Source organism: Chitinophaga sp. CF418 (genome assembly GCF_900142925.1).
GTDB lineage: Bacteria > Bacteroidota > Bacteroidia > Chitinophagales > Chitinophagaceae > Chitinophaga.
Genome location: NZ_FRCN01000019.1, coordinates 86,939 through 111,718, shown reverse-complemented (window position 1 = coordinate 111,718; position 24,780 = coordinate 86,939). Strand labels below are relative to the sequence as shown.

The window sequence follows — 24,780 nt, the reverse complement described above, 5'->3', positions numbered from 1 at the left end:
TCATCCTGTTCCTGATGAATAATTTAGGCGCTTTTCTGGTAAGCCAGCTGGTTATTATTCCTTTAGTGATAGGGCTGATCCGCTTCAACAGGACCGTTGCAAGCTTTCAGCCCTTTCTCCTGCTGCTCTCACTGGCCTTCCTTTCGGAGACGATCAGTTTCATTTGCATCAGCCTACTGGAAACCAGCAATGCCGTTCCGTCGAACCTCTACGGGCTGGCCGAATCTGTCGTGATCTTGTACCAGTTCTTTGTATGGGGAGCGCTGAAACGAAAACGGCTGCTCTTTATCGGATTATTATTCGGTTTTGCCGCTGTCTGGACCACAGAAAATATCATCTTCAACAAGATCGAAACCTTCAGTCCCTATTTCCGCGTCACCTACGCTTTTGTAACGGTGCTGCTCAGCATCAACGAAATCAACTACCTGATCGTAAAAGATAACAAGTCGCTCTTCCGGAATGCGCGTTTCCTGGTGTGCATGGGATTTATCATCATCTTCATTTACCAGATTATCTATGAGGCGTCCCTGTTCATCGGGTCGGACACGGTGCTGTCCTTACGCGTCATTTTTATGTTTAATTATATCAACGCTTTTGTAAATTTGATCTATGCTATAGCAGTTCTATGCATACCTGTTAAATCATCCTACTACTTTAACAAACATTTTGATGCATAGCATGCCGGCACCTGATGCCTCAAAATGATAATGCCCCATGGACGATAAAATATTCTATATCACGATATTTATTTCAGTGCTGATAGCTGTGATTATCCTGTTCTTCGTGGTATCCATCGTGTTGTATCACCGCCGTTATATACAGCTGCAGCGGGAGCGTATTACAGCCGAGATCACCATCCTGGAGAATGAGCGGAAAAGGATCGCAGCAGACCTGCATGACAGTATGGGGCCCTTGCTTTCCACCATCAAACTGAACATTCACAGTATTGCAGTAGCCGATGAACGGGACGGGACAATCATTGCAAAATCGTCCGGTTACATTGATGAAGTGATCCGCGGCCTCCGGCAGATCTCGCACAATCTCCTGCCGGCCACGCTGGAACGCAAAGGACTGACGGAAGCACTGCATGAATTCATACGACAGTTATCCGATAAGCAGCCGCTGGAAATAAAGTTCCACACCTCAGGACAGATAAATATTCCACCTGAAAAAGAAATCCATATTTTCCGCATCATCCAGGAGATCACCCACAATACGCTGAAGCATGCAAAAGCCACACAGCTGCAGATTGCACTTACCAGAGAGCAAGGTTTTTACCTGGTGCTGATCAGGGAGAACGGGATCGGATTTGATGTCAAAAAAGCCAGATCAGAATCGTCCGGACTGGGAATGAAAAGCCTGGCTATCCGCACAGATATTTTAGGAGGCTCATTATCCATTGATTCCGTGCCCGGTCAGGGTACCAACTATTTCGTAAAAATTCCCGTGGGATAATGTAACTTTACATGCACTGAGATTTCAGAGAGACAACTCCGTACCCCAATTCTTACATTCAAATGAATCACGACATCCGATTAGTGATAGCTGACGATCATGAAATTTTCCGTGACGGACTCGCACTAATGCTTTCGAGGCAACCTGACATTACCCTTGTGGGACAAGCCAACAATGGCAGGGAATTACTGGAACTACTTGAAACTGTCGAAGCAGATGTAGTCATGACAGATCTGAAGATGCCTTTAATGGACGGCATTACGGCCACCCGTACCCTCTTACAGCGATTACCTCATATCAGGATCATCGCCCTTTCCATGTTCGATGAAGAAGAGCTGATCGTGGAAATGCTGGAAGCCGGCGCCAAAGGTTACCTGTTAAAGAATGCAGACAAACAGGAGATCATTGAGGCCATTAACAGTGTATATGAAGACAACATCTTTTACTGTAAACAAACCTCTGCCAGGCTGGCTTCAATGATTGTCAGAAGCCGTTTCAACCCTTCCCGGGACAATGCCCCTGTTACATTCACCGACCGTGAGAAAGAGATCATCCGCCTCATTTGCCAGCAGTTTACCGCCCAGGAAATAGGCGAAAAGATCTTCCTGAGCAAGCGTACCGTCGAAGGGCACCGCACCCGTATACTGGAAAAAATGAATGTGAAAAATACAGCCGGTGTAGTGGTGTTTGCATTGAAAAACAATCTGATCAGCGAGGCTGAACTGCTTTAACGCTTTCATTACTGGCAATCTGTGCGTATATTTGCGGCAACCAACAGATAAGAGTGCCTATGACACGTATAGCCCTGATCCGTCACGGAAGTACTGCATGGAATAAAGAAGGAAAAATGCAGGGCAGCACAGATATTCCCCTGGATACAGAAGGGCTTGAACAGGCCCGCAAACTGGCTATCCGCCTCTCCGATGAACATTGGGACCTGATCTACACCAGTCATTTATCACGTGCACGGCAAACCGGCGAGATCATCGCTGCCGGGCTGGGTATTGCTGATGTACGCCAGGACAGACGCCTGATGGAAGTATCCGGCGGACAAACCGAAGGCACTACCGAAGCCGACAGGATTGCCCGGTGGGGCGCAGGCTGGCGGCAGCTGGAACTGGGCATGGAAACGGAACAGTCCATATTGGGCCGTGGCATGGACTTCCTGGATGAGCTGCTGAAGGAACATGCCGGAAAACATATCCTCCTGGTGAGCCACGGCAGTTTTATCCGTTACCTGCTTCGTAAACTCGCGCCCACCCTTGTACAGGAGTCAAACCTTAAAAATACTTCCGTTACCCGTTTTACGGTGAATGATGACCAATGGGAATGTGAGCTGTACAATTGTACGGCACATTTGAGTGAGGTGTAGGTTTTATTCCCCCCATTTTCTATTTTATTTCCTCATTTTATTTCCAGGTTGAAACCCGTTTTCGTACCCGGGTATACGCCCGTTCAGAATCCAGGGGGTTATCACCCGTTTCGTTCCAGGGTGTACGCCTGTTCAGAATCCCGGGGTTATCATCCGTTTCGTTCCCGGGTGTACGCCTGTTTAGAATCCCGGGGGGTATTACCCGGGTCGTTCCCGTGTGTACGCACGTTCAGAATCCCGGGGTTATCATCCGTTTCGTTCCCGGGTGTACGCCTGTTCAGAATCCCGGGGTTGAAACCCCGGGCTACAAACACACGGCACCTACGGAGCCGATTGCAGCGAATGATCCGGTTATGCGCCCCCGGAAAGTATCCCAAGTGTATGTATTCGCTTAAGATTCGGTGGAGCCTATAGCCTATAGGCTCTCTAGTCCTGCATTACACCGGCTTTTGTATAGCGTTGGCTATAGAACAGTGCCTATAATGCTATAGTAGAGAGCCTATAGGCTATAGTCTCCACCGAATCTCAAGGCCATCTTAAGCGAAGTCTGCCCCTTGGGGTGCGGATGGAAAGGTCCGGTCGGGATTGTCATAAAAGTTCGACTCACAAAACATGGTATCCATTAATACTATGCTGTCAATGCTTTCCTCCGCATAGAGGTCTTACTGTATAGGCTTCCTACTATTATTTTTGAGACCGTACGCAGCGAGCGGGCAGGTGGGAATCACTGGCATTAGTTATTTGAAGTACGCTCATGCGCCTCACCAGGGGTTTAATAAATATTCAAAAGCCAACCCGCCCTCCACAGCTCCATAGTAAGGAACTTCAAAAAACTACAGCCAGTGATCCCAGCCTGCACCGTGAGCAAGAAGGTCAGCGCAATAATCACTGTCAGCCCAATACGCATTCCCCGCTGCGCGTTTGTAGCGTGGGGGAACCTGATCCGGGATTAATACAGATTCGCTTTAATCAGGTACAAACAATGTTTCACCTATGTCCAACTTACGTTCATCCTACGTTCAAAGACCTAAGATGAACGTAAGATGAACATAGGAGAAACATTGTTGTATCCTTAGACAAGTGGCACTTGAACCTTACCTCAGGCCTATACATGCCTATACATGCCTTTACCATGCCTTTACTATGCTCATGCCCGTATCCCAGGCAAATATCCGAAACAAGAGAAATCCCCTCCTTTAAGGGCGCAACTCAGACAAACCTGAAGTACCCCATACCACTCCCCATACCACTTGTTAATTTTTTTAACAAACTCCCCTCACTTTCACCATGGCAACACTTTTTTTTGTAGACTTGTAGTGTAATTCAGGGACAATTTTTTCAGCACTACCCCAATAGCTAATCTGTCAGTTATACGATTCATACCCCTTATTCTCTGTACTATTATGACCGAGGAACTGTTCATGCATTTAATCCCTTCTGCGCCAGCCATTTTAGGGCCGGTGCATAGTTATTCTTTACAGTTTACCTACAACGTTACCGCTTATCTTGTGTCTTCCGGTATTTTACCCCTTACATGCATATGGAGTGTGGCCGTGTGGATACTGGTCATGGTGCGCAGGCTGGACGCCTATAAGAAAAGACAACGGGAGCTGTTGCTGAAATTACAGGAGCAACAGGCGATGATGACCAACCAGGAGCTGGACATCCAGGAGGCCGAGCGCAAACGTATTGCGGCGGATATACATGACGAGATAGGCGGCAACCTGGCCGCTATCCGGGTAAACCTGCAGAACCTGCATTTCAGGACAAAGCAGGATCAGCAGAAAGCCAGCAATCTCCTGCAACTGGTAGACCAGACCAGCCAGAATGTGCGCAGGGCCGCACATAACCTGGTTCCTCCCCTTTTTGGCAATATTCCACTTACTGATATACTACAATCTTACTTTTCGCTGCTCAAATCATCCAGTATCCTGTTCCATTTCTGCAGCAACAAATACCAATCCTGCTTTGATCCCCGGCAGGAACTGATACTATACCGTATCATCATGGAACTGACCAGTAATATTATCAGGCATGCAAAAGCCTCCGCCGCCACTGTCCAGCTGTTATATTACCCGGATTACCTGGAAATAGTGGTGGAAGATGATGGGATCGGGCTACCGGTCTCTCCCGGCAGGGCACAGGGCATAGGACTATCGGGCGTACGGAGCCGGGTAAGATCGTTAGGCGGGAAATTACACGTCGATTCGGGCATTTCCGGTACCACTTTTATCATTCACATTCCCGTAATTCCACAACATGCAGCTACCTGTTAGTGTCATCCTTGCTGATGACCACACACTCTTTGCCGACGGTATCCATTCCATCCTGCAACAGGTCCCAAACGTGACCGTTCTTGCCATCGCCGCCAACGGGCAGGAACTGATGGAGCTCCTGCCCCGCCACCAGCCCGATATTGTCATCCTGGATATCAATATGCCTGTGTTGAACGGGCTGGAAGCTACAAAGCTCATCCGCCAGGATTTTCCTCGTACCCGGACCATCATCCTCTCCAGTTATAATGATCCCCATCTTATTTCCCTGGCCAGCACCTACGGGGCCGATGGCTACCTGCTGAAAACCTGCAATAAGGAAGAACTGCTGCAAACCATCCGGCAGGTGAGCAAGGGAAAGCAATGCTTTCCTCCTATGGCCCGCATTTACCAGCAGGAAACTGAAACGCCCCCTTTCAGGGAGTTCAACCTGACCCGGCGGGAAACGGAAATCCTCCAGCTGATCAATCAGCAGCTTACAAACCAGCAGATAGCCACCCATCTTTACCTGAGCATCTACACCGTGGAAACCCACCGGAAGAACATTATGCAGAAACTCCAGCTCAAAAGTCCCGCTGCCCTTACGCGTTTTCTCCTGGAAAAGGGCCTGTAACTACCGGCTATATTACCTACCATGCCATTCTGTCATTTTCGGATTTTATTGTGTAGTTTTGCTTTCCTAAAATTACTTGCAAAGGATGCTGGAACAGGTTACAAAAGTGCATGACGAAAGTCGCCAGGGTGAAGCTTACTCCCCCCTGGAAGGAGAAACACAGACTTATACCAAGAAATTCTATATAGAGAGCTACGGTTGCCAGATGAATTTTAACGATAGTGAGATCGTGGCCTCCATTCTCAAAGAAGAAGGTTTTGGCCCTACCCGCAATGTGGAAGAGGCCAGCCTGGTGCTGCTCAATACCTGCTCGATCAGGGAGAAAGCGGAAACAACCGTACGTAAACGACTAACAGAATTCAAAAAAATAAAACAACGTAACCCGGAGCTGCTGGTCGGCGTGCTCGGGTGCATGGCTGAGCGGCTGAAAGCCAAACTGCTGGAAGAGGAAAAACTGGTGGACATGGTGGTGGGCCCTGATGCTTACAGGACCCTGCCTGCGCTTATCGAAGAGGCAGAAACCGGCCAGAAGGCAGTAAACGTAATGCTCAGCCGTGAAGAAACTTATGGCGACATCAGCCCGGTAAGGCTGGACAGCAACGGCGTAACCGCTTTTGTTTCCATCATGCGGGGTTGTAACAACATGTGCTCTTTCTGCGTGGTGCCGTTCACCCGCGGACGTGAGCGCAGCAGAGATGTAGCATCTATCCTCCAGGAAGCCACAGACATGTTCAACAGGGGCTACCGCGAGGTGACCCTCCTGGGCCAGAACGTGGATTCCTATTATTGGGTTGACCCGCAGGATGCAGCTGTTGTCACCACCTTTGCCAATCTGCTGGAGCAGGTAGCTCTTATCAGCCCATTGCTCAGGGTACGTTTCAGCACCTCCCATCCGAAAGACATTACCGACGACGTACTGTTCACCATGGCGAAGTATGAGAACATCTGCAAATACATTCACCTGCCTATGCAAAGCGGCAGCACCCGTATACTGCAGCTGATGAACCGTACCTATACCAGGGAATGGTACATTAAAAAAGTTGATCGCATCCGTGAAATATTACCTGACTGTGCCCTGTCCACGGATGTTATTACCGGCTTCTGTACAGAAACAGAAGAGGATCACCAGGATACTATGAGCCTGATGGACTATGCCAGGTACGACCTCGCCTACATGTTCTTCTACTCCGAACGCCCCGGTACACTGGCTGCACGCCGTTACCAGGATGACGTACCGGAAGAAGTGAAAAAACGGAGGCTGGCCGAAGTGGTGGAACTGCACCGCGGACAATCACTCAGAAGTATGCAGCAGGATGTAGGCAAAACGTTTAAAGTGCTGATAGAAGGCACCTCCAAACGCTCTGAAGACCATCTCTTCGGCAGAACAGATCAGAACAAAGTGGTAATTTTCCCTAAAGAAGATTACCGCAAAGGTGAATATGTATGGGTGAAGGTGGATGATTGTACTGCCGGCACTTTATTGGGAACTTCGACAGGGAGAGCATAAAAGACAAATTATTGGATCACAGCACCTTTTACAGGTCCCACACGGCCGGTAAGGGGGTAAATTGAGGATATGGATAACATACAGTCCATTAAAAACAGGTTTGGCATTATCGGAAACTCGCCTGCATTGAATTATGCATTGCAGGTGGCCATACAGGTGGCCAACACGGATCTGACCGTGTTGATAGTTGGGGAAAGCGGCGTTGGTAAGGAAGTGTTTTCCAATATTATCCATTCACTTAGTGCCCGTAAACACAACCCATTCATTGCCGTAAACTGCGGCGCTATCCCGGAAGGGACGATAGATTCAGAACTTTTTGGCCACGAAAAAGGGTCATTTACCGGCGCGGTGGATAGCCGTAAAGGATATTTTGAAACCGTGAACGGAGGTACCATTTTCCTGGACGAGATCGGGGAAATGCCACTGGGCACACAGGCCCGCCTGTTGCGTGTGCTGGAAACCGGCGAATTTATCAGGGTCGGATCTTCCAAAGTACAGAAAACAGATGTGCGGGTGATCACAGCAACCAACAGGGACCTGCTCGATCATACCCAGCAGGGGAAATTCAGAGAAGACCTTTACTACCGTCTGAATACCGTTCCCATCAGGGTACCTTCCCTGCGCGACAGGAAAGAGGATATTCCATTATTGTTCCGTAAATTCTGCGTGGATTTCTCGGAGCGTTATAAAACCCCGAGCATCCAGCTGGATGATGAGGCCCGTAATATCCTGGTCAACTATCCCTGGAGAGGTAACGTGCGTGAACTGAAGAATATGGCAGAGCAGATCTCCGTACTGGCGCAGGATAAACTGATCACAGCACATGAGCTGAGACGTTTCCTGCCGGAAGTGAACGAGCCTTCCAGGCTGCCGATGATCGCTGCGCCGCAGGCGAAGCCTAACGGGGACTTTTCCAACGAGAGGGATATACTGTATAAACTGTTCTTCGATATGAAGAAGGATGTGACAGAACTGAAAAAGATGTTCTTCGACATCCTGCAGAACCCTAATATTGCCCATGCCGGCAATTTCCAGGACAGTCACCTGATGCACAGCTTCCATCCGCAACCGGAGGTAAGTGTGAACGCCAGCCCCGTTCCTTCAGCCATTTCCTCTCCGCAGCCGATCATCTTACAGGATAGCAGCAAGATCGACCACCACGAAGAAGTAGAAGAAACATTGTCTATAGCCGACAAGGAGAAAGAACTGATCGTCAAGGCCCTGAAAAAACATAAAGGCAAAAGAAAAGACGCAGCGCTGGACCTGGGCATTTCCGAGCGGACCTTATACAGGAAATTAAAAGAATATAACATTAATGAATAGCAGGCCCCTGCCGGGATGATTCCGCTCCCGGCAGGCTGCCTTAACACTTTTAAGATGATCAGATTACTCCAGGGGATAATAACCGTCAGCTTACTGCTGGTATTGGGCGGCTGTTCCGTTCATTATTCCGCCACCGGCGCCAGTATTGAACCGGGCGCAAAGACCGTGAATGTGCGTTTCATTGATAACAGAGCGCCTATCAACAACCCGACGCTGAGCCAGAACCTTACCGAAAGACTGCGTAATAAAGTGCAATCGCAGACTAAACTGGTACAGATCAATGAAGAAGGGGCCGATTATGAATTCAAAGGCAATGTAACAGGTTATTCCTTCAGTAATGCCGCCGTGACCAATGTGGACCAGGCCGCTTCATCGAGGCTGACCGTTACCATCAATATTACGTTCGTGAAAAGAATAGGCGATAAAAAAGGGTATACGCAGTCATTCACCCGTTCTGCCGACTTCCCGGCTTCCCAGTTGCCAAGTGCGGTAGAAAATGGCCTGCTGGAGAACACTATTCTGCCACAAATAGTGGATGATATTTTTAATAAAGCGTTCGCTAACTGGTAAGTATTACAAAAGCTTTCGTATTTAATTTTTTTTCATACTTTAGCAGCATGACCGCAAACAGGATCATTCAACATATCTTCCAACAGCCTGATATTAAACAGGTTGATGAAGCAGCACTGGAACGGCTGGTAACGTCATACCCCTACTTTACGGCGGCCCGCCTGCTGCTGGCGCGCAAGCAATACAGTGTGCAAAAGAACCTGCTGGCGCCGGCGGTAAAGAAGGCACAGCAGTACAGTACCAATATGCATTATTTCTACCGTTTCGTGACCACCGAGGAGAAAAGTGTTGCTCCTGAAGTAGTGGCGCCGGTAGAGGTAGCACCAGCTCCTGAAGTAGTGGCGCCGGTAGAAAGCATTGCTCCTGAAGTAGTAGCGCCAGTAGAGGTAGCACCAGCTCCTGCCCCCGTACAGGAAGCGCCTGCCAGTGTGTTTCCCGGAGAGCCGGAAACAGCGGCTCCTGCACCTGCAGCACCGCAACCTGCACAGGAATCCAAGATCCATGTAACCGTACCTAAAGTACCTGCAACAGAGCAATCTGTTATGCCAGCAACGAATGCTACTGCTCCGGCATACAATATAGAAGAAGAATTGACCGTTACTGCGAATGATGTTGTAGCAACACCAGCCGCAACACCAACATCCCAGGCAGCACCGGCAATTACCGAAACGCCCCGGGAAGCACAACCGGTAGCATCCGTACAAACGCCGGAGCCACTGGAAGCAAAACCTCCGGTTACCGCACCGGCAGAAGCAGAGCCTATTAAAATATTCCCGCTGGATACTTCTGAGACCGAAACGTCTCTGACTTTCCAACCATTGTATACCGATGATTATTTCGCATACAAACGTTTGAAAGAACCTGAGCAGGCAGAGCAGCTCAGTGCAAAAGCAGCAGCAGAAATGAAAAGCTTTACATCCTGGCTTAGAGAGATGAAGCATACCTTCGCCGAAAAAGCCAGCAAACAATGGTATCATCAGCAAATGCACCTCAGCTACGAAGATCCGGATCCGGAAGTATCAGAAGCTGTGGAAAAGATGGCTATGGACTCCATCACACTGAATGACGACATCGTTTCGGAGACGCTTGCTGAGATCTGGGCACGCCAGCATCAGTACCAGACAGCTATCCACATATATCAAAAATTAAGTTTGCTTAATCCCAACAAAAGCGCTTATTTTGCGCAAAAGATTAAGGAACTTCAGTTACTAACAGAAAAAAGTTAACTTATATACTATGTTATTGATTTTCGGCATATTAATCATCCTGGCCTGTGTGTTATTGGGCTTTTTCGTACTGATACAAAACCCGAAAGGTGGTGGTTTATCCGGTAGCTTTGGTGGCTTTGGTAACCAGGTGATGGGTGTACGCCAGACTACAGATGTGCTTGAAAAAGGTACCTGGATCCTGTCTGCCATCATTGCCGTGCTGTGCCTCACCTCCTCTTTGTTTGTAAGCAAAGGTCAGGCTCCTGATTTGAGAAAAGGCGTTATGGAACAAAATGTTACCGTCCCTACAGCTCCCGCTCAGGTACCAGCTACACCGGTAAATCCGGCGCCAGCTCCGTCCCAGACTCCGGCAAAACCATAATATTCCGGCTGTTAAAGCTATTTCAGAACCTCGCCGTCACAAGCGAGGTTTTTTATTGAATACCATCCTATGGCAAAGACAAGCAAAGCAAAAAAAAGTCAAAAGAAGAATCTATGGATTAAACGTATGCTGGTAGTTGCCTGCGCTATCCTGGCAGGGCTGCTCGTATACATAGGGTATCGTGTATTTGGCCCCAATACCAAAGCTTTTGGGGATAGTAAATTTTTCTATGTACGTACCGGCGCCACTTATGCCGATGTACTGGATGGCCTGGAAGAACAACAGATCATCCGCAGCCGTACCAGCTTCGATTGGGTAGCCCGCGAACTCGGGTATCCAAAAAGGGTGAAAGCCGGCAAATACAAGATCAGCCGCGGTATGAGCAACTTCGATATTGTGAAGCTGCTACGCGCCGGCCGCCAGACACCGGTGAACCTGACCATCACCAAACTGCGCACCAAACAGGACCTTGTCAGGAAGATATGCTCCAACCTGGAAGCCGATTCTGCTACCTTCCTCGCATTGCTCAGGGACCAGGTATACCTCCGCCAGTTCGGACTGGACACCAATACCGTGATGTGCGCCTTCATTCCAAACAGTTACCAGTTCTACTGGAATACCAACGCAGAAGCCGCCTTCAAAAAGATCGAAAAGGAAACCGCCGCTTTCTGGACAGACGACCGCAAGGCAGCTGCCCGCCGTCTGGACCTCAGCACGGTACAGGTGATGATCATCGCTTCTATCGTGGAAGAAGAAACCAATAAAAATGACGAGAAGCCACTGATCTCCAGCGTATACATCAACCGCTTCCGCAAAGGCATGCGCCTGCAGGCAGACCCTACGGTGAAATTCGCCCTGCAGGACTTTTCCATCCGCAGGATCAGGGAAGGACATATTGCCTTCTCATCGCCTTACAATACCTATCAGAATGCCGGCCTGCCTCCGGGCCCTATCTGTACTCCTTCCATTAAAACTATTGAAGCAGTACTGAATACGCCGGAAACTGATTATATCTATTTTTGCGCTAAAGCTGATTTCTCCGGATATCATGCCTTTGCCGCTACCTACGCAGAGCACATGAAAAATGCCCAGGCATTCCATGCTGCATTAAATGCGAGAGGGATATAACTTAAACTACAATGCCGTTCAGACCAGAAAAGATCATTCTTACATCCAGGCCCTTCCGTAAACTGGTAAACATCAGTAAAACACTGGTGCTGCCCGGTTTTGAAGGAGTGCCCCTGTACGATGTGATCAAGTTCTTTCTGAAGGAAATGGGGAACCGGAGCCTGGGGGAACGGGCAGCAGCTATCTCATTCAACTTCCTGCTGGCCATTCCCCCATTCTTCATCTTCCTGTTCACCCTCGTGCCCTACATCCCCATGAAAAATGTGGAGGCTACCCTGTATGAACTGGCGGAAGATGTTACCCCCAACTACAATACCTACATTATCATACGGGACATGATCCATGACTTCCTGTATACCCACCGTAACGGATTGCTGTCTATCGCCTTCCTGACGGGATTTTTTGCATCCTCCAATGCGGTGATGGGACTGGCCCGCTCTTTTAATAAAAAGTCGCCCGGCTTCCGCCGCAGAAAATGGTGGCAGAAAAGGCTCATGGCCCTGAAGCTGACACTCATACTGATCTTTCTCCTGCTGCTGACCATCATACTGATCATTGCGCAGGGTACCGTACTGAGTTTCATTTTCAAATACCTGGGCATTACCGATACCCGCATACTATCCCTGGCCGATATGACCCGCTGGATACTGATCGCTTTACTGTTCTTCTCCATGCTTTCCGTGATCTACCGCTTCGTTCCGGCCACGACCAAGCGATGGAAGTTCATTACCGCAGGATCTACTTTCGCCACTATTATGATGATCGTGGTAACCATCCTCTTTTCCTTCTTTGTCAACAATTTCGCCAACTACAACAAGATATACGGCTCCGTGGGCACTATCCTCATCCTCATGTTGTCCATTTACCTCTATTCCTTCATTCTGCTGATCGGTTTTGAGCTGAATGCCAGCATCCGGATACTGAAGGAAACAGCAGAAACCCGCCGGGAAAACCTCCCTGAAGAGGTGCGCGGCCTCTCCTGATAAATTAGATAAAAATCACACATATTTGTATCTTTATAATGGGATCCCGGGTCGGATTTCCTCATTGTACAATCCTAAGCGAAAGATGAGCAAGGGATTAGCGTTAACCTGAAACCTATATTTATGAGAAACGTATACTGTCTATTGATCCTATACTCCTGGCTGGTGGCCATGCAACCGGCCGTCACTCTTCCATTGGAAATAGGAGCGCCTTTACCTAAAGCAGACGTTGTACTCCAGGATTTTTCCGGTAAAGAAATCACACTCAATAAAGCAAGATTAAGTAACGGATTACTGGTGATATTTTCCGGCAATACCTGCCCTTATATTGAAAGGAACCAGGCCCGTACGCAGGAGATCTGTAAATATGCACTCAGCAATAATATCGGTGTGGTACTGATCAATTCAAACACCGCCGGTGCAGATGAAAAAACAGTGCTGGCAGCCATGAAGACTTATGCCACCGGTCAACAATACAACTGGTATTACGTGGCAGATAAAAAAACTGAATTAGCAGACGCTTTTGAGGCCAATCATATGCCTGAATGTTATCTATTCAACCAGCAGGCAAAACTCGTTTATAAGGGGGCTATTGATGATAATCCGGGCAATGCGGAAGCTGTCAAAATGCGACACCTGAGTAACGCCATCAATGATCTGCTGGCAGGCAAAGCTGTGCGGGTGAACTCCACACAGGCCCTGGGATGTAATATTAAAAGATTTTAAGAACTACCTGCCAAACGGCTTAAAGCTATACATTATGGTCAGATAAGATGTTAAGCACAACCGCGCCAAACGGCTTAAAGCTATTGCATTATAGTCAGATAAGATGTTAAGCACAACCGCACCAAACGGTTTAAAGCTATTGCATTATAGTCAGATAAGATGTTAAGCACAACCGCAGCAAACGGCTTAAAGCTATGCATTATAGTCAGATAAGATGTTAAGCACTACCGCACCAAACGGCTTAAAGCTATGCATTATAGTCAGATAAGATGTTAAGCACTACCGCACCAAACGGCTTAAATCTATTGCAGCGTAGTCAGATAAGATGTTAAGCACTACCACACCATAAACAGTGCGTTGCCGAACATCAGTTTCCCGTTTTCCCAGAAACTGCGGAACAGCGGGTCGTCGGCCATCAGCACAATCTTGCCGTCTCCCATTTCCTTTACGCCGAAGAGTAGGCCGTCTCTGAGTTTCTTGCGTGTTTCCATACCAACAAAACCGCTGAGGTAGTTGTCTTTCTTCAGTATGCCAACATTCCAGCCGCCATCGTCCAGGTAGTCGTATATCCTGCTGTCCTGTTTGAGGGTATAGTAGACTGACGGAAATCCGAAGGCCAGCGGATGGCTGTTGTCCAGCTGTACCTTGTAAATAGCGCCGGGAATGAGTTGCTTGACGCCTTCTCTTTCACGGTTGGCATAAGGCTTCAGCTGGGCGTATTCATCTTTCTTCTCCTCTTTTTCTTCGTCTTCCTTTTTCTGGTGAATGCCCCAGTCGAGGGAGGCTATCTGCGCCAGTGCTCCCTGCAGGGCAATCAGTTTACCACCACCGGTGATCCAGTCCCGCAGCTTATTAGCATTGTCTTTCTCTGACAAAAATTTATAATTGCCATCCGGGAGGATCAGTACATCGAGGTCTTTCCAGTTCACCCGGGACAATTGCTTTTCATCTACGATCGTGAGCGGGTAACCTATCTGCTGTTCGAAGAAATGCCATACCTCTCCCGCAGCAAGGGAGGAAACACCTTCACCCATTACAACAGCCACCCTGATAGGTTTAATAAACCGCACTTTCTCCGAGCCAAAGTCCACGCCTTTCTCTACAAAGCCGGTATTCACCTCATCCAGTCCGGCTTTATAGGTATTGGCCAGTGCAATGACCTGTTCGTCAAATTGTGCACCTGTGGCCTCATTGCCAGACCTGGTAATGATGAGTGTACCTGCGGGAAAGGATTTACCTCCGGCAATAAAATCGCCTTCCGCAAATCTTACACGGATGTGTTTCTGCAGCAATGCCGAGAGGAAGCGTACGTCCTTGATACTGTTCCAGCGGGCCAGGTAGGCGTAGGGTCTGGCGGCCGCCAGATTAGCGTTCACGGTATTCTGCAGACTGTCCTTTGCCGGCGTCAGCGGCTGACGCACACCATAGGTTTGCAGGCCATAGGCGTAAGGCAGGGACCAGGCCGTAATATCATAAGTGACGGAATCGGATAAACGGGAATCGGGCTCTATCAATACTTTCAGCAGGTTGGACCTGGCCTGTGCAGCGCTGATCACCATGTCTTCCTTCTCTATACTGAAGTTCTCCGTTTTGCCATTGAAGTAATTAAATCCGCTGGCTTTATTCACTGCCGAGCCGTAACCGAAACGGATGCCGTTCCTGTTGAGCAAGGTGCCCAGGGAGGCCAGTTTCTCACTATTACCGTTAGCCTTTACCACATAAGACTGATAAGGGCCATCAGGTGTATGAACGGCTTCATAGAAATACCGGGAGAATTCCTTCAGCATTTGTGCGGCCTGTTGTGAAGCTATTTCTATGGTTGACAGTCCGGTAGTGCGGTGATGGGCAATACGTTCTGTCAGTGTCAGGGTATCGCCGTCCTGTTTCAAACCGGCCAGCCCTGCACGTCCTCCTCCTCCCTGCTCGTAGGTCATTCCGATGCCGCCATTATAGGTAGGATAGGTATCTCCATAACTGGGGTAAAACATATCAAAGAATTCCTTGGTGAAATACAACCAGCCTTCTTTGTCAAAGTACCGTGCATTGTTCTTACCGATCAGCATCTGCATACTACGCTGCCAGGGTTTGATAATATCATGGAACGGCTCTGCAGCGGGCGCAAAGTAATAAGGGGCATCGATGGACTGCTCATGAAAATCAACATGCACCTGTGGCATCCAGCGATTGTACTGGATAACCCTTTGCTGCGATTCCACCTGCGTTTGCCAGGCCCAGTCACGGTTCAGGTCAAAATAGTAGTGGTTCGCCCTCCCTCCCGGCCATGGTTCATTGTGCTCCCTGGCAAACAATAAAGGGTCTGCATAACGGGTATGCACCTGGTTGTAGAAGTTCACGTAGCGTTCCCTTCCGTCGGGATTTAAGCAGGGATCAATGATCACAACCGTATTCTTCAGCCATTCCTGTTGTTCTTTATTCTCTTTGTTGGCAAGCATGTACAGGGTAACCATGGCGGCTTCGGTAGAAACAGCTTCATTGCCATGTACGTTATAACTAAGCCAGACAATCACGGGATCGCCGGCGGCAGGCTTGCCATTGCCACTGGCCAGTTCCAGGTTGTGTTGTCTTATCTGTTCAGTTTTGTTGATATTTTCAGGGGAAGAGATCAGGGCCAGCATCAGGGGACGGCCTTCATAAGTAGTGCCGTATTGGATCAGCTGCATATTGGACGTAACAGCGGCAACGGCTCTGAAGTAGTCAAGTACGCGGTGATAGGGCGTGAACTGGGTTCCGGGCGCATAACCGAGGAACTGATCAGGTGTAAGCAGGCTCTGTGAAAACCCTGTCTGCACCATGAGCAGTATAAGGGACGATAACAGCAATTTGCGCATATTGATCCTTCAATTTGTTTACCTAAGATAAACAATTGACAGGTTTTATTCCACACTTTCACCTATCAGCCCGAAATACTGTACACATTCAAGATGCCCGTCCTGCCGGTAGTAACGGAACTCCCCCAGCCTGTTATCTTCATGCCAGTGACCTGTTTCCGATAGTTTACCATTATCGAAGAAAACATTCCTGACGCCTTCCATTCTTCCGGCCCTCCGGTAATACACTTCTTTCAGCTTACCATTTTCATAGTAGATCTCCACCTTTTCTTTGTAGGGATCGTCAGTAAAGCCATATACCTTCCAGCGGATATGCCCGTTCTCTTCCCGCATTACCTGGCGTAACAGTTCACTGTTATGTTCCTCTGCGGAAACACAGCCTGATCCACTGATGGCAAACAGTAACAGAAGAAATCCTGGGAGCAATGTGCTGTATATGTTTATAGAAGTTCGTTCACCGGACATGCTGATGCGGATAAATATCTTGAAAAGGCATACTCAATATAGCAAAATATAATAATATAAATAGCAGGAAAAATTAATGTATCAATGGAATGAACGGCCAACTGCATTCATTCCATTGATATTTATTCAGTTACAGTAAATATTTACAGGTTCAGCTCCAGCCTTGCAAACAGGAAACGGCCATTATAACCGAACTGTGTCACCCTTCTGCTATACCTGAACTGGTTGTTGGTGGTATTGGCAGGATTGGCTACCAGGTCCGGATACACGTCAAACACATTGTTGGAACCGATGCTCAGTTTCAGGGCAGGCGTCAGCTTATATCCCACCGCCACATCCGTTACCACTTTGGCAGAATAGGTCTGGAAGAAAGCAGGATCGTTGGTTGCTTCCTCCACAGATCCGAAGTGAACGTTACGCAGGAAGGCATTGAACTTACCGATGTTGTAAGATAATGTCAGGTTCACTTTCTCACGTGGCACCGTTCTTTCCAGGTAGATCCTGCTGGCGCGGCTGAAATAGATATTCTCTTTGCCTTTCAGTTTTTCAGAAGCCTTGATCTGACCAACACGCTGTGTATAGCTATAGGTACCGGAAAGGTCTGCACGCAGTGTTCCCCTGCCCAGCTTTGTACTGTAGGTCAGTACCAGGTCCAGGCCCTTGGTCTCGGAATTGATCGCGTTGGCAAAGAACGCCGCCCTGTTGGCATTGGCGAGCGACAACAGCTGGTATATTTCCTTGTCGACGGCAGACGCTGTATCGGCATTATTGCCGGAGAACTGGTCAGTATATACGATGCGGTCGTTGATATGCGTAAAGTAACCGTCCAGGGTCAGATTGAACTTACCGAAAGTGCTGGTAAACCCGGCGCTGATACTTTTGGACTTTTCAGGTTTCAGCTGTGGAATGCCCAGCAGTTGTGCAGGGCGGCTGTCGTTGGTGAAAGTACCCACTTCATAAGGCACACCATCTACAAACAAAGTGGAGGTAGAAGAGTAAAAGCGCTGATGCAGGGATGGCGCCCTGAACCCGGTACTGGCAGATGCCCTGAGCGCAGTTTTCTCACTCAGCTTATAACGGGCTGTCAGCTTACCATTCAGCGTACTGCCGAAATCGTTATAGTTCTCAAAACGCAAGGCGCCTCCCAGCAGGAATGCGGATGAGAAATTGGCTTCTACGTCCACATAACCGGCAATAGCGCTGCGGGTGGCCCTGATCGCATTCTCAGGACGGAAGCCGGGGAATACCTGTGCACCGCCGGCCCTGGGTGTACCATCAGGCCCGAATACAGTATTGACAGATCCCTGCGGGTCTGGTATGAGGATGTCTTTGCCATTAGCGTCCACACCAATCTTCCTAGCGCGTCCATAATCGGTGTAAGAGTTCTCTGCCCCGGCTATCAGCTGATATTGCTCGAAGCGGTGCTCTGCTCCAAAGGCTACATCCAATCCTTCCAGTACGTTAAAACGGCGGGAGAAATCCACGTTGGTGGTGTTCTGGGTGAAGACAGGTCCGCCACAGGTAAAGCTTGTGGGAGACGCTTTGCCCAGAGATGCGTTCAGTGAATTTTCCACTTTGAAACCAAATTCATTACGGCCATAGGCATTGCTGAAATCCACTTTCCAGTCGCCCAGGTTACCACGTATACCCACTGCAAAAGAACGGTCATAAATATCGCTGTGTATTTCCGGCAGGAAACCCAGTGGATAGATCTCCAGTATATTCCTGCTGTCGTGGGGCAAGCGGTATACCCCGGCAGCCTCTCCGTTACGGTAACCGATACCTCCGAAGAAATAAACTTCCGCATTGTTTTCCAGCGGAATGCTGGCATTTACAAACAGCTGTGCGCTGCGCAGTTTCGACTGGCCGGCGCGCATCCGGATGTCATTACGGGTGATGTTGTTGGCCACCAGGAAAGAATCCGTTTTATCCACGCCACCGGGATAGGTGCGGTAAATAGCGCCTGTCCATGACCCGGAACGGTTGGTATAGTTACGGTAATCGTAAGAACCACCGAAGTTGATGTACCCTCCTTTTGTGCCCACAGGAATACCGTAGTTAACGCCGGTCTGCACCGTCTGGCCGTCTATATTATCGTCTGCCTGCGAGGTAACGTTGGCGCCTGTGGTTACATTTACGTTCAGGCGGTTCACCGTACTTTTCAGGATGATGTTGATCACACCGGCGATGGCATCAGAACCATACTGAGCGGCGGCGCCATCACGCAGTATTTCAATACGGTCAATGGCAGATGTGGGAATGGCATTCATATCGGTACCTACCGCGCCACGGCCGAAACTACCGTTTACATTCACCAGGGCGGTATTGTACCGGCGCTTACCGTTCACCAGCACCAGTACCTGATCAGGCCCCAGACCACGCAGGGAAGCAGGATCAATATGGTCAGTACCATCTGCAACTGTTTGTGTACCAGAGCTGAAGGACGGAGCCACATAGTTCAGGATCTGGTTGATAGACACCTGCGGGGCATCGGCAGCAATACGTTTGATGTCAATGACGTCTACCGGTACAGGCGTTTCCGTTTGTGTACGTGGCAGGCTGCGGGAGCCTAATACCACCAGTTCATTCATGGTAGTGCTTGCCTCGAGTGTCACATCCAGCGTAGTGGTTTGTCCGGCGCTGACGGTCACTGTCTTACGCTGGGCGGCATAGCCCACGTAACTGATCAGCACTGTATGATTGCCGGGTACTATTTCCAGGGTAAAGCGCCCCTGGGCGTTGGTATATCCGCCTTTATTGGTATGCTCGATATGTACAGTGGCATTGGCCAGCGGTCCTTTGCCATCCGTGACGGTCCCCGTAATGGTGCCGGTCTGGCCATACGAGGAGGCTGATACACATAAAGTAAGTATAATAAGAAGCACAAGGCCTCTCAGTTGGGCTACCGGATGTAACATAAGATTCGATTTAGATTTGGGTTTTTAGATTTTGAGTTGTTCTTTTGGTTATGTTATTGCTACAAGAACGAATTGATCTGTCTATTATCTAAAATACTAATTTGACAGCGCATTTAGAACAACTTGTAAATATTCAATCCAGGATTAAACTCATAAACGCATGCGCACGATTTCGGTTTTACTGGCTATAATCCTTGCCAGCACAGCTTATGCACAGCAACCAGCTCAGATTAATGCCTATCATTATCTAGTTAAAAAAAGTGTCACCGCCAGTCATGGCGCTGTTGTTTCAGCACATCCGCTGGCCAGTCAGGCAGGCCTGCTGATGTTACAACAGGGTGGTAATGCGGTAGATGCAGCCATTGCCACCCAACTGGCGCTGGCTGTGGTATATCCCGCTGCAGGTAACCTGGGAGGCGGAGGTTTCCTGGTTGCACACCTGAAAAACGGAAAAGACCTGGCCATCGACTACAGGGAAAAAGCGCCAGCCGGCGCCTCCCGCGATATGTACATCGACGCTTCCGGCAATGCCAACACAGGCCTCAGCCAGGAAGGACACCTGGCATCGGGAGTACCGGGTACCATAGCCGGTATCTTTGCATCCCTGCCCTATGCAAAGCTGACCATTCAGCAGCTCATCGCTCCTGCCATTACGCTGGCTGAAAAAGGCTTCGCTATTACCGGGAGGGAAGCCAACAGCCTGAATAGTCAGCAGGAACTGTTCAGTAAGCTCAATACACAGCCCAACGCTTTTGTGAGAAAAAAGACCTGGAAAGCGGGAGATACCCTCTTGCAGAAAGATCTTGCCGCCACATTGAAAAGGATCAGTGTCAATGGCCGGGCAGGCTTCTATGAAGGGGAGACCGCTGCACTCATCATTGCTGAAATGAAACGTGGTAAGGGCTTGATCACGGCAGCAGACCTGAAAGCTTATGAGGCCAAAGAACGGACAGCTGTTTCCTTCTACTATAAAAATTACCGTATTGTCACCATGCCATTACCTTCCAGCGGCGGCGTTGCACTCCAGCAGATGATGGGCATGGTGGAAAAATATCCGCTGGCGGCCTGGGGCTTTCATTCTGTCAACGCCATGCACCTCATGATAGAAGCGGAACGCCGCGCCTATGCAGACCGTGCGCAATACCTGGGAGACCCTGATTTTGTGAAAGTACCGGTAAAACAACTCACTTCTCCCGAATACCTGCACACCCGTATGGAAGATTTTGATCCACACCATGCCGGCTCCAGTAAACAGACCCACGCGGGAACTGTTTATTATGAAAGCGATGAGACCACGCACCTTTCTGTAATGGACAGCGAGGGCAATGCCGTATCAGTGACCACCACCCTGAATGGCGGCTATGGTTCCAAAGTGGTAGTAGGCGGCGCAGGCTTTTTCCTGAACAACGAAATGGACGATTTCAGTGTAAAACCCGGTACGCCTAACATGTATGGCCTGGTGGGAACAGAGGCAAATGCGGTAGCTCCCGGCAAACGTATGTTAAGCTCCATGACGCCTACCATCGTGCTGAAGAAAGATAAACCTTATATTGTAGCGGGTACGCCCGGAGGTTCTACCATCATCACTTCTGTGTTTCAGACCCTGCTCAATATCATTGAATTCAACCTGCCTACCCAACAGGCAGTAGATGCGCCCAAATTCCATCACCAGTGGCTGCCCGACCAGGTGGATGTAGAGGAAGACTTTGATGAGACACCTTTACAGTACTTAAAGGAGATGGGATATAAGGTAATATCCCGTGGCCCTATTGGCCGTACAGAGGTCATTAAAGTGAATGGCAAAGGACAGCTGGAAGCAGCCGGCGATAAAAGAGGTGATGACAGCGTGGCCGGTTATTGATCACATCTAAACTACTTTTTATGATAGGACAAATCTTCCTGGATAGTGTGCTGAAAAGATTCGCATACTATAAATCCCTCGGGGACCAGACACTCGCCGCACTTACCGGCGAACAGCTGCACTGGCAGCCGGAAGGGGAACCTAACAGCATCTACCTGATCATAAAACATGTAAGCGGTAATATGCATTCCCGCTGGACGGATTTCCTGCACTCCGATGGCGAAAAACCCTGGCGCAACAGGGACGTGGAATTTGAAGATGACAATGCATCCGCAGAAGACATCATTAAACTATGGGAAGCCGGCTGGAAATGTATGCTGGATGCTATCGGTGCCTTACAGCCGGAAGACCTGGAAAAGACCGTCTACATTCGCAGTGAGCCACATATTGTGCTGGATGCCATCAACAGGCAGCTAAGCCATATCCCCTACCATGTAGGGCAAATTGTGTACATTGGTAAAATGATCAAAAAGTCTGACTGGAAAAGCCTGTCTATTCCTAAAGGGCAATCGCAGACATTTAACCAGGACATGTTCGGAAAAAAACAATAATAGTATACCATGAAGATCAGATTACAGGCCATCCTGTCCGCAGTGATACTTGCCCTTGTATTCAGTGCGTGTAACAGCGGCCGTACGAACACACTGCTGTTGCACAAGAAATGGCGGGTGTATGATGTGGTCATTCCACCGGGATCGGCCTACGATATTACACAGATCAACCAGGCCACTGAACTGAAGAGAGGATATTACACGAACGTGTTCTACCAGTTCCTTGACGATAACCTGTTCATCGCCACCATCGATAATAAACCTGATTCCGGCAAATATAAACTGCTGAGCGACGGTAAGGTTATTTCTGTAACGGCGTCCAATGGCCTGCGGTCAGCAGAGAACCTCGTGACCGTTGTAACCCTTGATGAGACGCATTTTGATATGAAGGTGAAATCGGGGGATTACTATTTCATATTGAAAACGAAAGCCGAATAGTGGGCTGTTGCCATGTGGCAGGCAGCGAATTAAAAGACACACGACATGCAGGCACAATTCACACATACAACGCCTACGAGCAAAACAAGCATTTCCGGAAAAGAATATCTCTTCTTTTCCGGATTTTCTTATCTGGGCTTACATGCGCTTCCTGCTTTTAAGGAGCTGCTGAAACAGGGTATCGATGAATATGGGACCACTTTTATTTCCTCCCGTATCGCCAATACGAGACTGCACCTGTATGATGAGCTGGAGCATGCCCTGGCCGTGTTGCAGCAACAACAGGCAGCTGCTGCTTTTTCTTCGGGTTACCTGGCATCCCAGGCGGCAGTACAATATGCCGCTACAAAGGGAGAGTTATTGTATGCGCCATCGGCCCATCCGGCTTTATGGAAAGGACAGCCGCTTATTCCTTTACAGGACTGGTCTGCCTGGGCAGCAGCAACGGTAGATAAGGTCAATGCGCATCCGGATGACTACTTCGTGATTGTGGCAGATAGTGTGAATCCACTCACCAGTACCATCAATGATTTTTCCTGGTTGCAACAACTGCGGCGGCAGGTGCTGGTACTCATCGATGATGCGCATGGCATTGGAGTGATCGGTGCAGATGGTAATGGCATCATAGATACCCTGCCACAGCATCCTCCTGTACGTTACCTGCTGGCAGCTTCCCTCGCCAAAGCTTACAGCGCCCAGGGAGGAGTGGTATCTGGGCATGCAGCAGATATTGCCGCCATTAAAAAGCTACCGCTGTTCACCGGCGCCACGCCCATGATGCCTGCCAATGCCTGGGCTTTCCTGCAAAGCTTTTCACTGCATAGCGAACAAAGAACGCTGTTACGGCAGCGGATTGGTTATTTTGAATCCCTGACGGGAAATATCAGATATTTGCATAACCCCTTCCACCTGCCGGTATTCCTGCTGAAGGATAATGCCGGTATCGAAAAATACCTGCTGGAGCATGATATCATGATATCCTCATTTGGTTATCCTAATCCGGATAGCCCGCCTGTAAACAGGATCATTGTTTCTGCCCAGCATTCGGAGGAGGATCTGTATATACTCCATAAATTACTCATAAACAGATAGACATGCTATTCAAAAAGCTCTCCTTGCTGCTTTCCTGCAGCTTGTTGTTGTTAACCGCCAAAGGCCAGCGGCCATCCCTGGAAAAGTCTTCGCTACTCTGGGAAATATCCGGTAAAGGCCTGCAGAGCCCTTCCTGGTTATATGGCACCATTCACGCTATCTGTCCTGAGGACCATCGTTTCTCTCCCGCTACACTCAACGCCCTGAAGCAATCCAAATCGCTGTACCTGGAAGTGAACATCGACGATATACAGGAAACAAGCCGTTTACGAACGGCCGTGCTGATGCCGGCGCCCTATTCCTTCAAGGCCCTGTTGGCAGCGGATGATTATGTAAAATTGTCTACATGGTTCCATGATACCCTGAACATCGAACTGTCACAGCTGGATAAGCTGAAGCCATTGGTCATATATTCCCTCATGATTCAGAAGTTCTTTACCACTACCTGCGCCGAACCGGCATCTACAGAGGCGGAGTTTATCAAACTGGCCAAAGCACAGCAGCTGCCTGTCAAAGGACTGGAAACAATAATGGACCAGCTGGCCATTTTTGATAGCATTCCCGATACGGAAGAAGCCGCAATGATGCTCAAAACCATTACCGATACGGCGAAATCCAGAGAAGTATACCACCATATGATGACGGCATACAAGAAAGGTGATATACAGTCATTGTACAACCAGATCATCGAAACAGAAGATATGCTCAGGTATAAGGACCTGCTGCTGGACAGGCGTAACCGTAACTGGATAGGTACCATCAGCAGTGAAGCAGGGAAGGCCTCCACCTTCTTTGCCGTAGGTGCTGGTCACCTGGGTGGTAACATGGGGGTGATTGAACTGTTGCGGAAAGAAGGATATACTGTTAAACCAGTGTTATAACTACAATACTCATACAATACTCACAGACGATAGCCGGCACTTCTGCGTTCTCTTATAGTTCTATCAAGTAATTCAACTATTTTTGCCGGATTAAATATCGCCGCCTGAAAAAAGTACGTAAAATATTATCTGTTATCTTCCTGAGTATCCTGGGCCTGATCATCCTGATCGGCGTACTGGTAAAC

The 24,780-nt window shown here is 48.9% G+C and carries 22 protein-coding genes; 19 read left to right on the top strand and 3 right to left on the bottom strand.

Annotation, left to right across the window (positions count from 1 at the left end; all coding sequences use genetic code 11):
- The first annotated feature begins 14 nt into the window (after positions 1-14).
- From F3I09_RS31845 to F3I09_RS31780, 14 genes are all read left to right on the top strand, one after another.
- A complete protein-coding gene (locus F3I09_RS31845) occupies positions 15-677 on the top strand; it encodes a hypothetical protein (RefSeq protein WP_149699098.1) in 663 nt (220 codons plus the stop codon).
- A gap of 37 nt (positions 678-714) precedes the next feature.
- Positions 715-1,455 carry a sensor histidine kinase gene (locus F3I09_RS31840; RefSeq protein WP_149699097.1) on the top strand — a complete coding sequence of 247 codons (741 nt, stop codon included), beginning with the start codon at positions 715-717 and terminating at the stop codon, positions 1,453-1,455.
- A 62-nt stretch (positions 1,456-1,517) separates the two neighbouring features.
- Positions 1,518-2,186 (top strand): response regulator transcription factor, encoded by a 669-nt coding sequence (locus tag F3I09_RS31835; protein ID WP_149699096.1) that lies wholly within the window; start codon positions 1,518-1,520, stop codon positions 2,184-2,186.
- 59 nt (positions 2,187-2,245) lie between these two features.
- Positions 2,246-2,827, top strand: a complete 582-nt coding sequence (locus F3I09_RS31830) for a histidine phosphatase family protein (protein WP_149699095.1) — start codon at positions 2,246-2,248, stop codon at positions 2,825-2,827.
- Between the two features lie 1,403 nt (positions 2,828-4,230).
- On the top strand, positions 4,231-5,103 hold the full coding sequence (locus tag F3I09_RS31825; RefSeq protein ID WP_149699094.1) for a sensor histidine kinase: 873 nt from the start codon (positions 4,231-4,233) through the stop codon (positions 5,101-5,103).
- Positions 5,087-5,713 carry a response regulator transcription factor gene (locus F3I09_RS31820; protein WP_149699093.1) on the top strand — a complete coding sequence of 209 codons (627 nt, stop codon included), beginning with the start codon at positions 5,087-5,089 and terminating at the stop codon, positions 5,711-5,713. The genes F3I09_RS31825 and F3I09_RS31820 overlap by 17 nt, the downstream gene beginning before the upstream one ends.
- 85 nt (positions 5,714-5,798) lie before the next feature.
- Complete coding sequence (gene miaB, locus F3I09_RS31815; RefSeq protein ID WP_149699092.1) at positions 5,799-7,220, top strand: tRNA (N6-isopentenyl adenosine(37)-C2)-methylthiotransferase MiaB; 1,422 nt, start codon at positions 5,799-5,801, stop codon at positions 7,218-7,220.
- Positions 7,221-7,289: 69 nt separating this feature from the next.
- Entirely contained in the window at positions 7,290-8,543 is a 1,254-nt protein-coding gene (locus tag F3I09_RS31810) for a sigma-54-dependent Fis family transcriptional regulator (RefSeq protein ID WP_149699091.1), read from the top strand.
- Positions 8,544-8,597: 54 nt separating this feature from the next.
- Positions 8,598-9,113 carry an LPS assembly lipoprotein LptE gene (gene lptE, locus F3I09_RS31805; RefSeq protein WP_188134037.1) on the top strand — a complete coding sequence of 172 codons (516 nt, stop codon included), beginning with the start codon at positions 8,598-8,600 and terminating at the stop codon, positions 9,111-9,113.
- Positions 9,114-9,160: 47 nt separating this feature from the next.
- A complete protein-coding gene (locus F3I09_RS31800) occupies positions 9,161-10,339 on the top strand; it encodes a hypothetical protein (RefSeq protein WP_149699089.1) in 1,179 nt (392 codons plus the stop codon).
- 10 nt (positions 10,340-10,349) lie between these two features.
- Positions 10,350-10,703: a preprotein translocase subunit SecG gene (secG, locus tag F3I09_RS31795; protein ID WP_149699088.1), complete on the top strand. Its 354-nt coding sequence runs from the start codon at positions 10,350-10,352 to the stop codon at positions 10,701-10,703.
- A 69-nt stretch (positions 10,704-10,772) separates the two neighbouring features.
- A complete protein-coding gene (mltG, locus tag F3I09_RS31790) occupies positions 10,773-11,831 on the top strand; it encodes an endolytic transglycosylase MltG (RefSeq protein ID WP_149699087.1) in 1,059 nt (352 codons plus the stop codon).
- A gap of 11 nt (positions 11,832-11,842) precedes the next feature.
- Entirely contained in the window at positions 11,843-12,814 is a 972-nt protein-coding gene (locus tag F3I09_RS31785) for a YihY/virulence factor BrkB family protein (RefSeq protein ID WP_149699086.1), read from the top strand.
- 123 nt (positions 12,815-12,937) lie between these two features.
- Positions 12,938-13,540 (top strand): redoxin domain-containing protein, encoded by a 603-nt coding sequence (locus F3I09_RS31780; RefSeq protein ID WP_223233453.1) that lies wholly within the window; start codon positions 12,938-12,940, stop codon positions 13,538-13,540.
- A 335-nt stretch (positions 13,541-13,875) separates the two neighbouring features.
- Here the strand turns inward: F3I09_RS31780 and F3I09_RS31775 are convergent, their stop codons facing one another.
- From F3I09_RS31775 to F3I09_RS31765, 3 genes are all read right to left on the bottom strand, one after another.
- The gene (locus F3I09_RS31775; RefSeq protein WP_149699085.1) at positions 13,876-16,389 is read right to left on the bottom strand and encodes a M14 metallopeptidase family protein; all 2,514 of its coding nucleotides are present in this window, start codon (positions 16,387-16,389) and stop codon (positions 13,876-13,878) included.
- Positions 16,390-16,434: 45 nt separating this feature from the next.
- A complete protein-coding gene (locus tag F3I09_RS31770; protein WP_149699084.1) occupies positions 16,435-16,815 on the bottom strand; it encodes a toxin-antitoxin system YwqK family antitoxin in 381 nt (126 codons plus the stop codon).
- A 182-nt stretch (positions 16,816-16,997) separates the two neighbouring features.
- Entirely contained in the window at positions 16,998-19,772 is a 2,775-nt protein-coding gene (locus F3I09_RS31765; RefSeq protein ID WP_149699083.1) for a TonB-dependent receptor, read from the bottom strand.
- A 160-nt stretch (positions 19,773-19,932) separates the two neighbouring features.
- On the opposite strand from F3I09_RS31765, the gene ggt reads away from it, so the two are divergent.
- The 5 genes from ggt to F3I09_RS31740 are packed head-to-tail and all read left to right on the top strand — an operon-like array spanning position 19,933 to position 24,595.
- Positions 19,933-21,633, top strand: a complete 1,701-nt coding sequence (ggt, locus tag F3I09_RS31760; RefSeq protein WP_149699082.1) for a gamma-glutamyltransferase — start codon at positions 19,933-19,935, stop codon at positions 21,631-21,633.
- 20 nt (positions 21,634-21,653) lie between these two features.
- Positions 21,654-22,184, top strand: coding sequence for a DUF1572 family protein (locus tag F3I09_RS31755; RefSeq protein ID WP_149699081.1), 531 nt, complete (start codon positions 21,654-21,656; stop codon positions 22,182-22,184).
- Positions 22,185-22,193: 9 nt separating this feature from the next.
- Positions 22,194-22,622, top strand: coding sequence for a hypothetical protein (locus F3I09_RS31750; protein WP_149699080.1), 429 nt, complete (start codon positions 22,194-22,196; stop codon positions 22,620-22,622).
- A gap of 45 nt (positions 22,623-22,667) precedes the next feature.
- Positions 22,668-23,714 carry an aminotransferase class I/II-fold pyridoxal phosphate-dependent enzyme gene (locus F3I09_RS31745; protein WP_149699079.1) on the top strand — a complete coding sequence of 349 codons (1,047 nt, stop codon included), beginning with the start codon at positions 22,668-22,670 and terminating at the stop codon, positions 23,712-23,714.
- A 2-nt stretch (positions 23,715-23,716) separates the two neighbouring features.
- Entirely contained in the window at positions 23,717-24,595 is an 879-nt protein-coding gene (locus tag F3I09_RS31740) for a TraB/GumN family protein (RefSeq protein WP_149699078.1), read from the top strand.
- The last annotated feature ends 185 nt before the right edge of the window (positions 24,596-24,780 follow it).

Bases quoted from the DNA above. Each gene is read 5' to 3' on its own strand.
- F3I09_RS31845 (WP_149699098.1), top strand. From the start codon at position 15: ATGAATAATTTAGGCGCTTTTCTGGTAAGCCAGCTGGTTATTATTCCT.
- F3I09_RS31840 (WP_149699097.1), top strand. From the start codon at position 715: ATGGACGATAAAATATTCTATATCACGATATTTATTTCAGTGCTGATA.
- F3I09_RS31835 (WP_149699096.1), top strand. From the start codon at position 1,518: ATGAATCACGACATCCGATTAGTGATAGCTGACGATCATGAAATTTTC.
- F3I09_RS31830 (WP_149699095.1), top strand. From the start codon at position 2,246: ATGACACGTATAGCCCTGATCCGTCACGGAAGTACTGCATGGAATAAA.
- F3I09_RS31825 (WP_149699094.1), top strand. From the start codon at position 4,231: ATGACCGAGGAACTGTTCATGCATTTAATCCCTTCTGCGCCAGCCATT.
- F3I09_RS31820 (WP_149699093.1), top strand. From the start codon at position 5,087: ATGCAGCTACCTGTTAGTGTCATCCTTGCTGATGACCACACACTCTTT.
- miaB (WP_149699092.1), top strand. From the start codon at position 5,799: ATGCTGGAACAGGTTACAAAAGTGCATGACGAAAGTCGCCAGGGTGAA.
- F3I09_RS31810 (WP_149699091.1), top strand. From the start codon at position 7,290: ATGGATAACATACAGTCCATTAAAAACAGGTTTGGCATTATCGGAAAC.
- lptE (WP_188134037.1), top strand. From the start codon at position 8,598: ATGATCAGATTACTCCAGGGGATAATAACCGTCAGCTTACTGCTGGTA.
- F3I09_RS31800 (WP_149699089.1), top strand. From the start codon at position 9,161: ATGACCGCAAACAGGATCATTCAACATATCTTCCAACAGCCTGATATT.
- secG (WP_149699088.1), top strand. From the start codon at position 10,350: ATGTTATTGATTTTCGGCATATTAATCATCCTGGCCTGTGTGTTATTG.
- mltG (WP_149699087.1), top strand. From the start codon at position 10,773: ATGGCAAAGACAAGCAAAGCAAAAAAAAGTCAAAAGAAGAATCTATGG.
- F3I09_RS31785 (WP_149699086.1), top strand. From the start codon at position 11,843: ATGCCGTTCAGACCAGAAAAGATCATTCTTACATCCAGGCCCTTCCGT.
- F3I09_RS31780 (WP_223233453.1), top strand. From the start codon at position 12,938: ATGAGAAACGTATACTGTCTATTGATCCTATACTCCTGGCTGGTGGCC.
- F3I09_RS31775 (WP_149699085.1), bottom strand. From the start codon at position 16,389: ATGCGCAAATTGCTGTTATCGTCCCTTATACTGCTCATGGTGCAGACA.
- F3I09_RS31765 (WP_149699083.1), bottom strand. From the start codon at position 19,772: ATGTTACATCCGGTAGCCCAACTGAGAGGCCTTGTGCTTCTTATTATA.
- ggt (WP_149699082.1), top strand. From the start codon at position 19,933: ATGCGCACGATTTCGGTTTTACTGGCTATAATCCTTGCCAGCACAGCT.
- F3I09_RS31755 (WP_149699081.1), top strand. From the start codon at position 21,654: ATGATAGGACAAATCTTCCTGGATAGTGTGCTGAAAAGATTCGCATAC.
- F3I09_RS31750 (WP_149699080.1), top strand. From the start codon at position 22,194: ATGAAGATCAGATTACAGGCCATCCTGTCCGCAGTGATACTTGCCCTT.
- F3I09_RS31745 (WP_149699079.1), top strand. From the start codon at position 22,668: ATGCAGGCACAATTCACACATACAACGCCTACGAGCAAAACAAGCATT.
- F3I09_RS31740 (WP_149699078.1), top strand. From the start codon at position 23,717: ATGCTATTCAAAAAGCTCTCCTTGCTGCTTTCCTGCAGCTTGTTGTTG.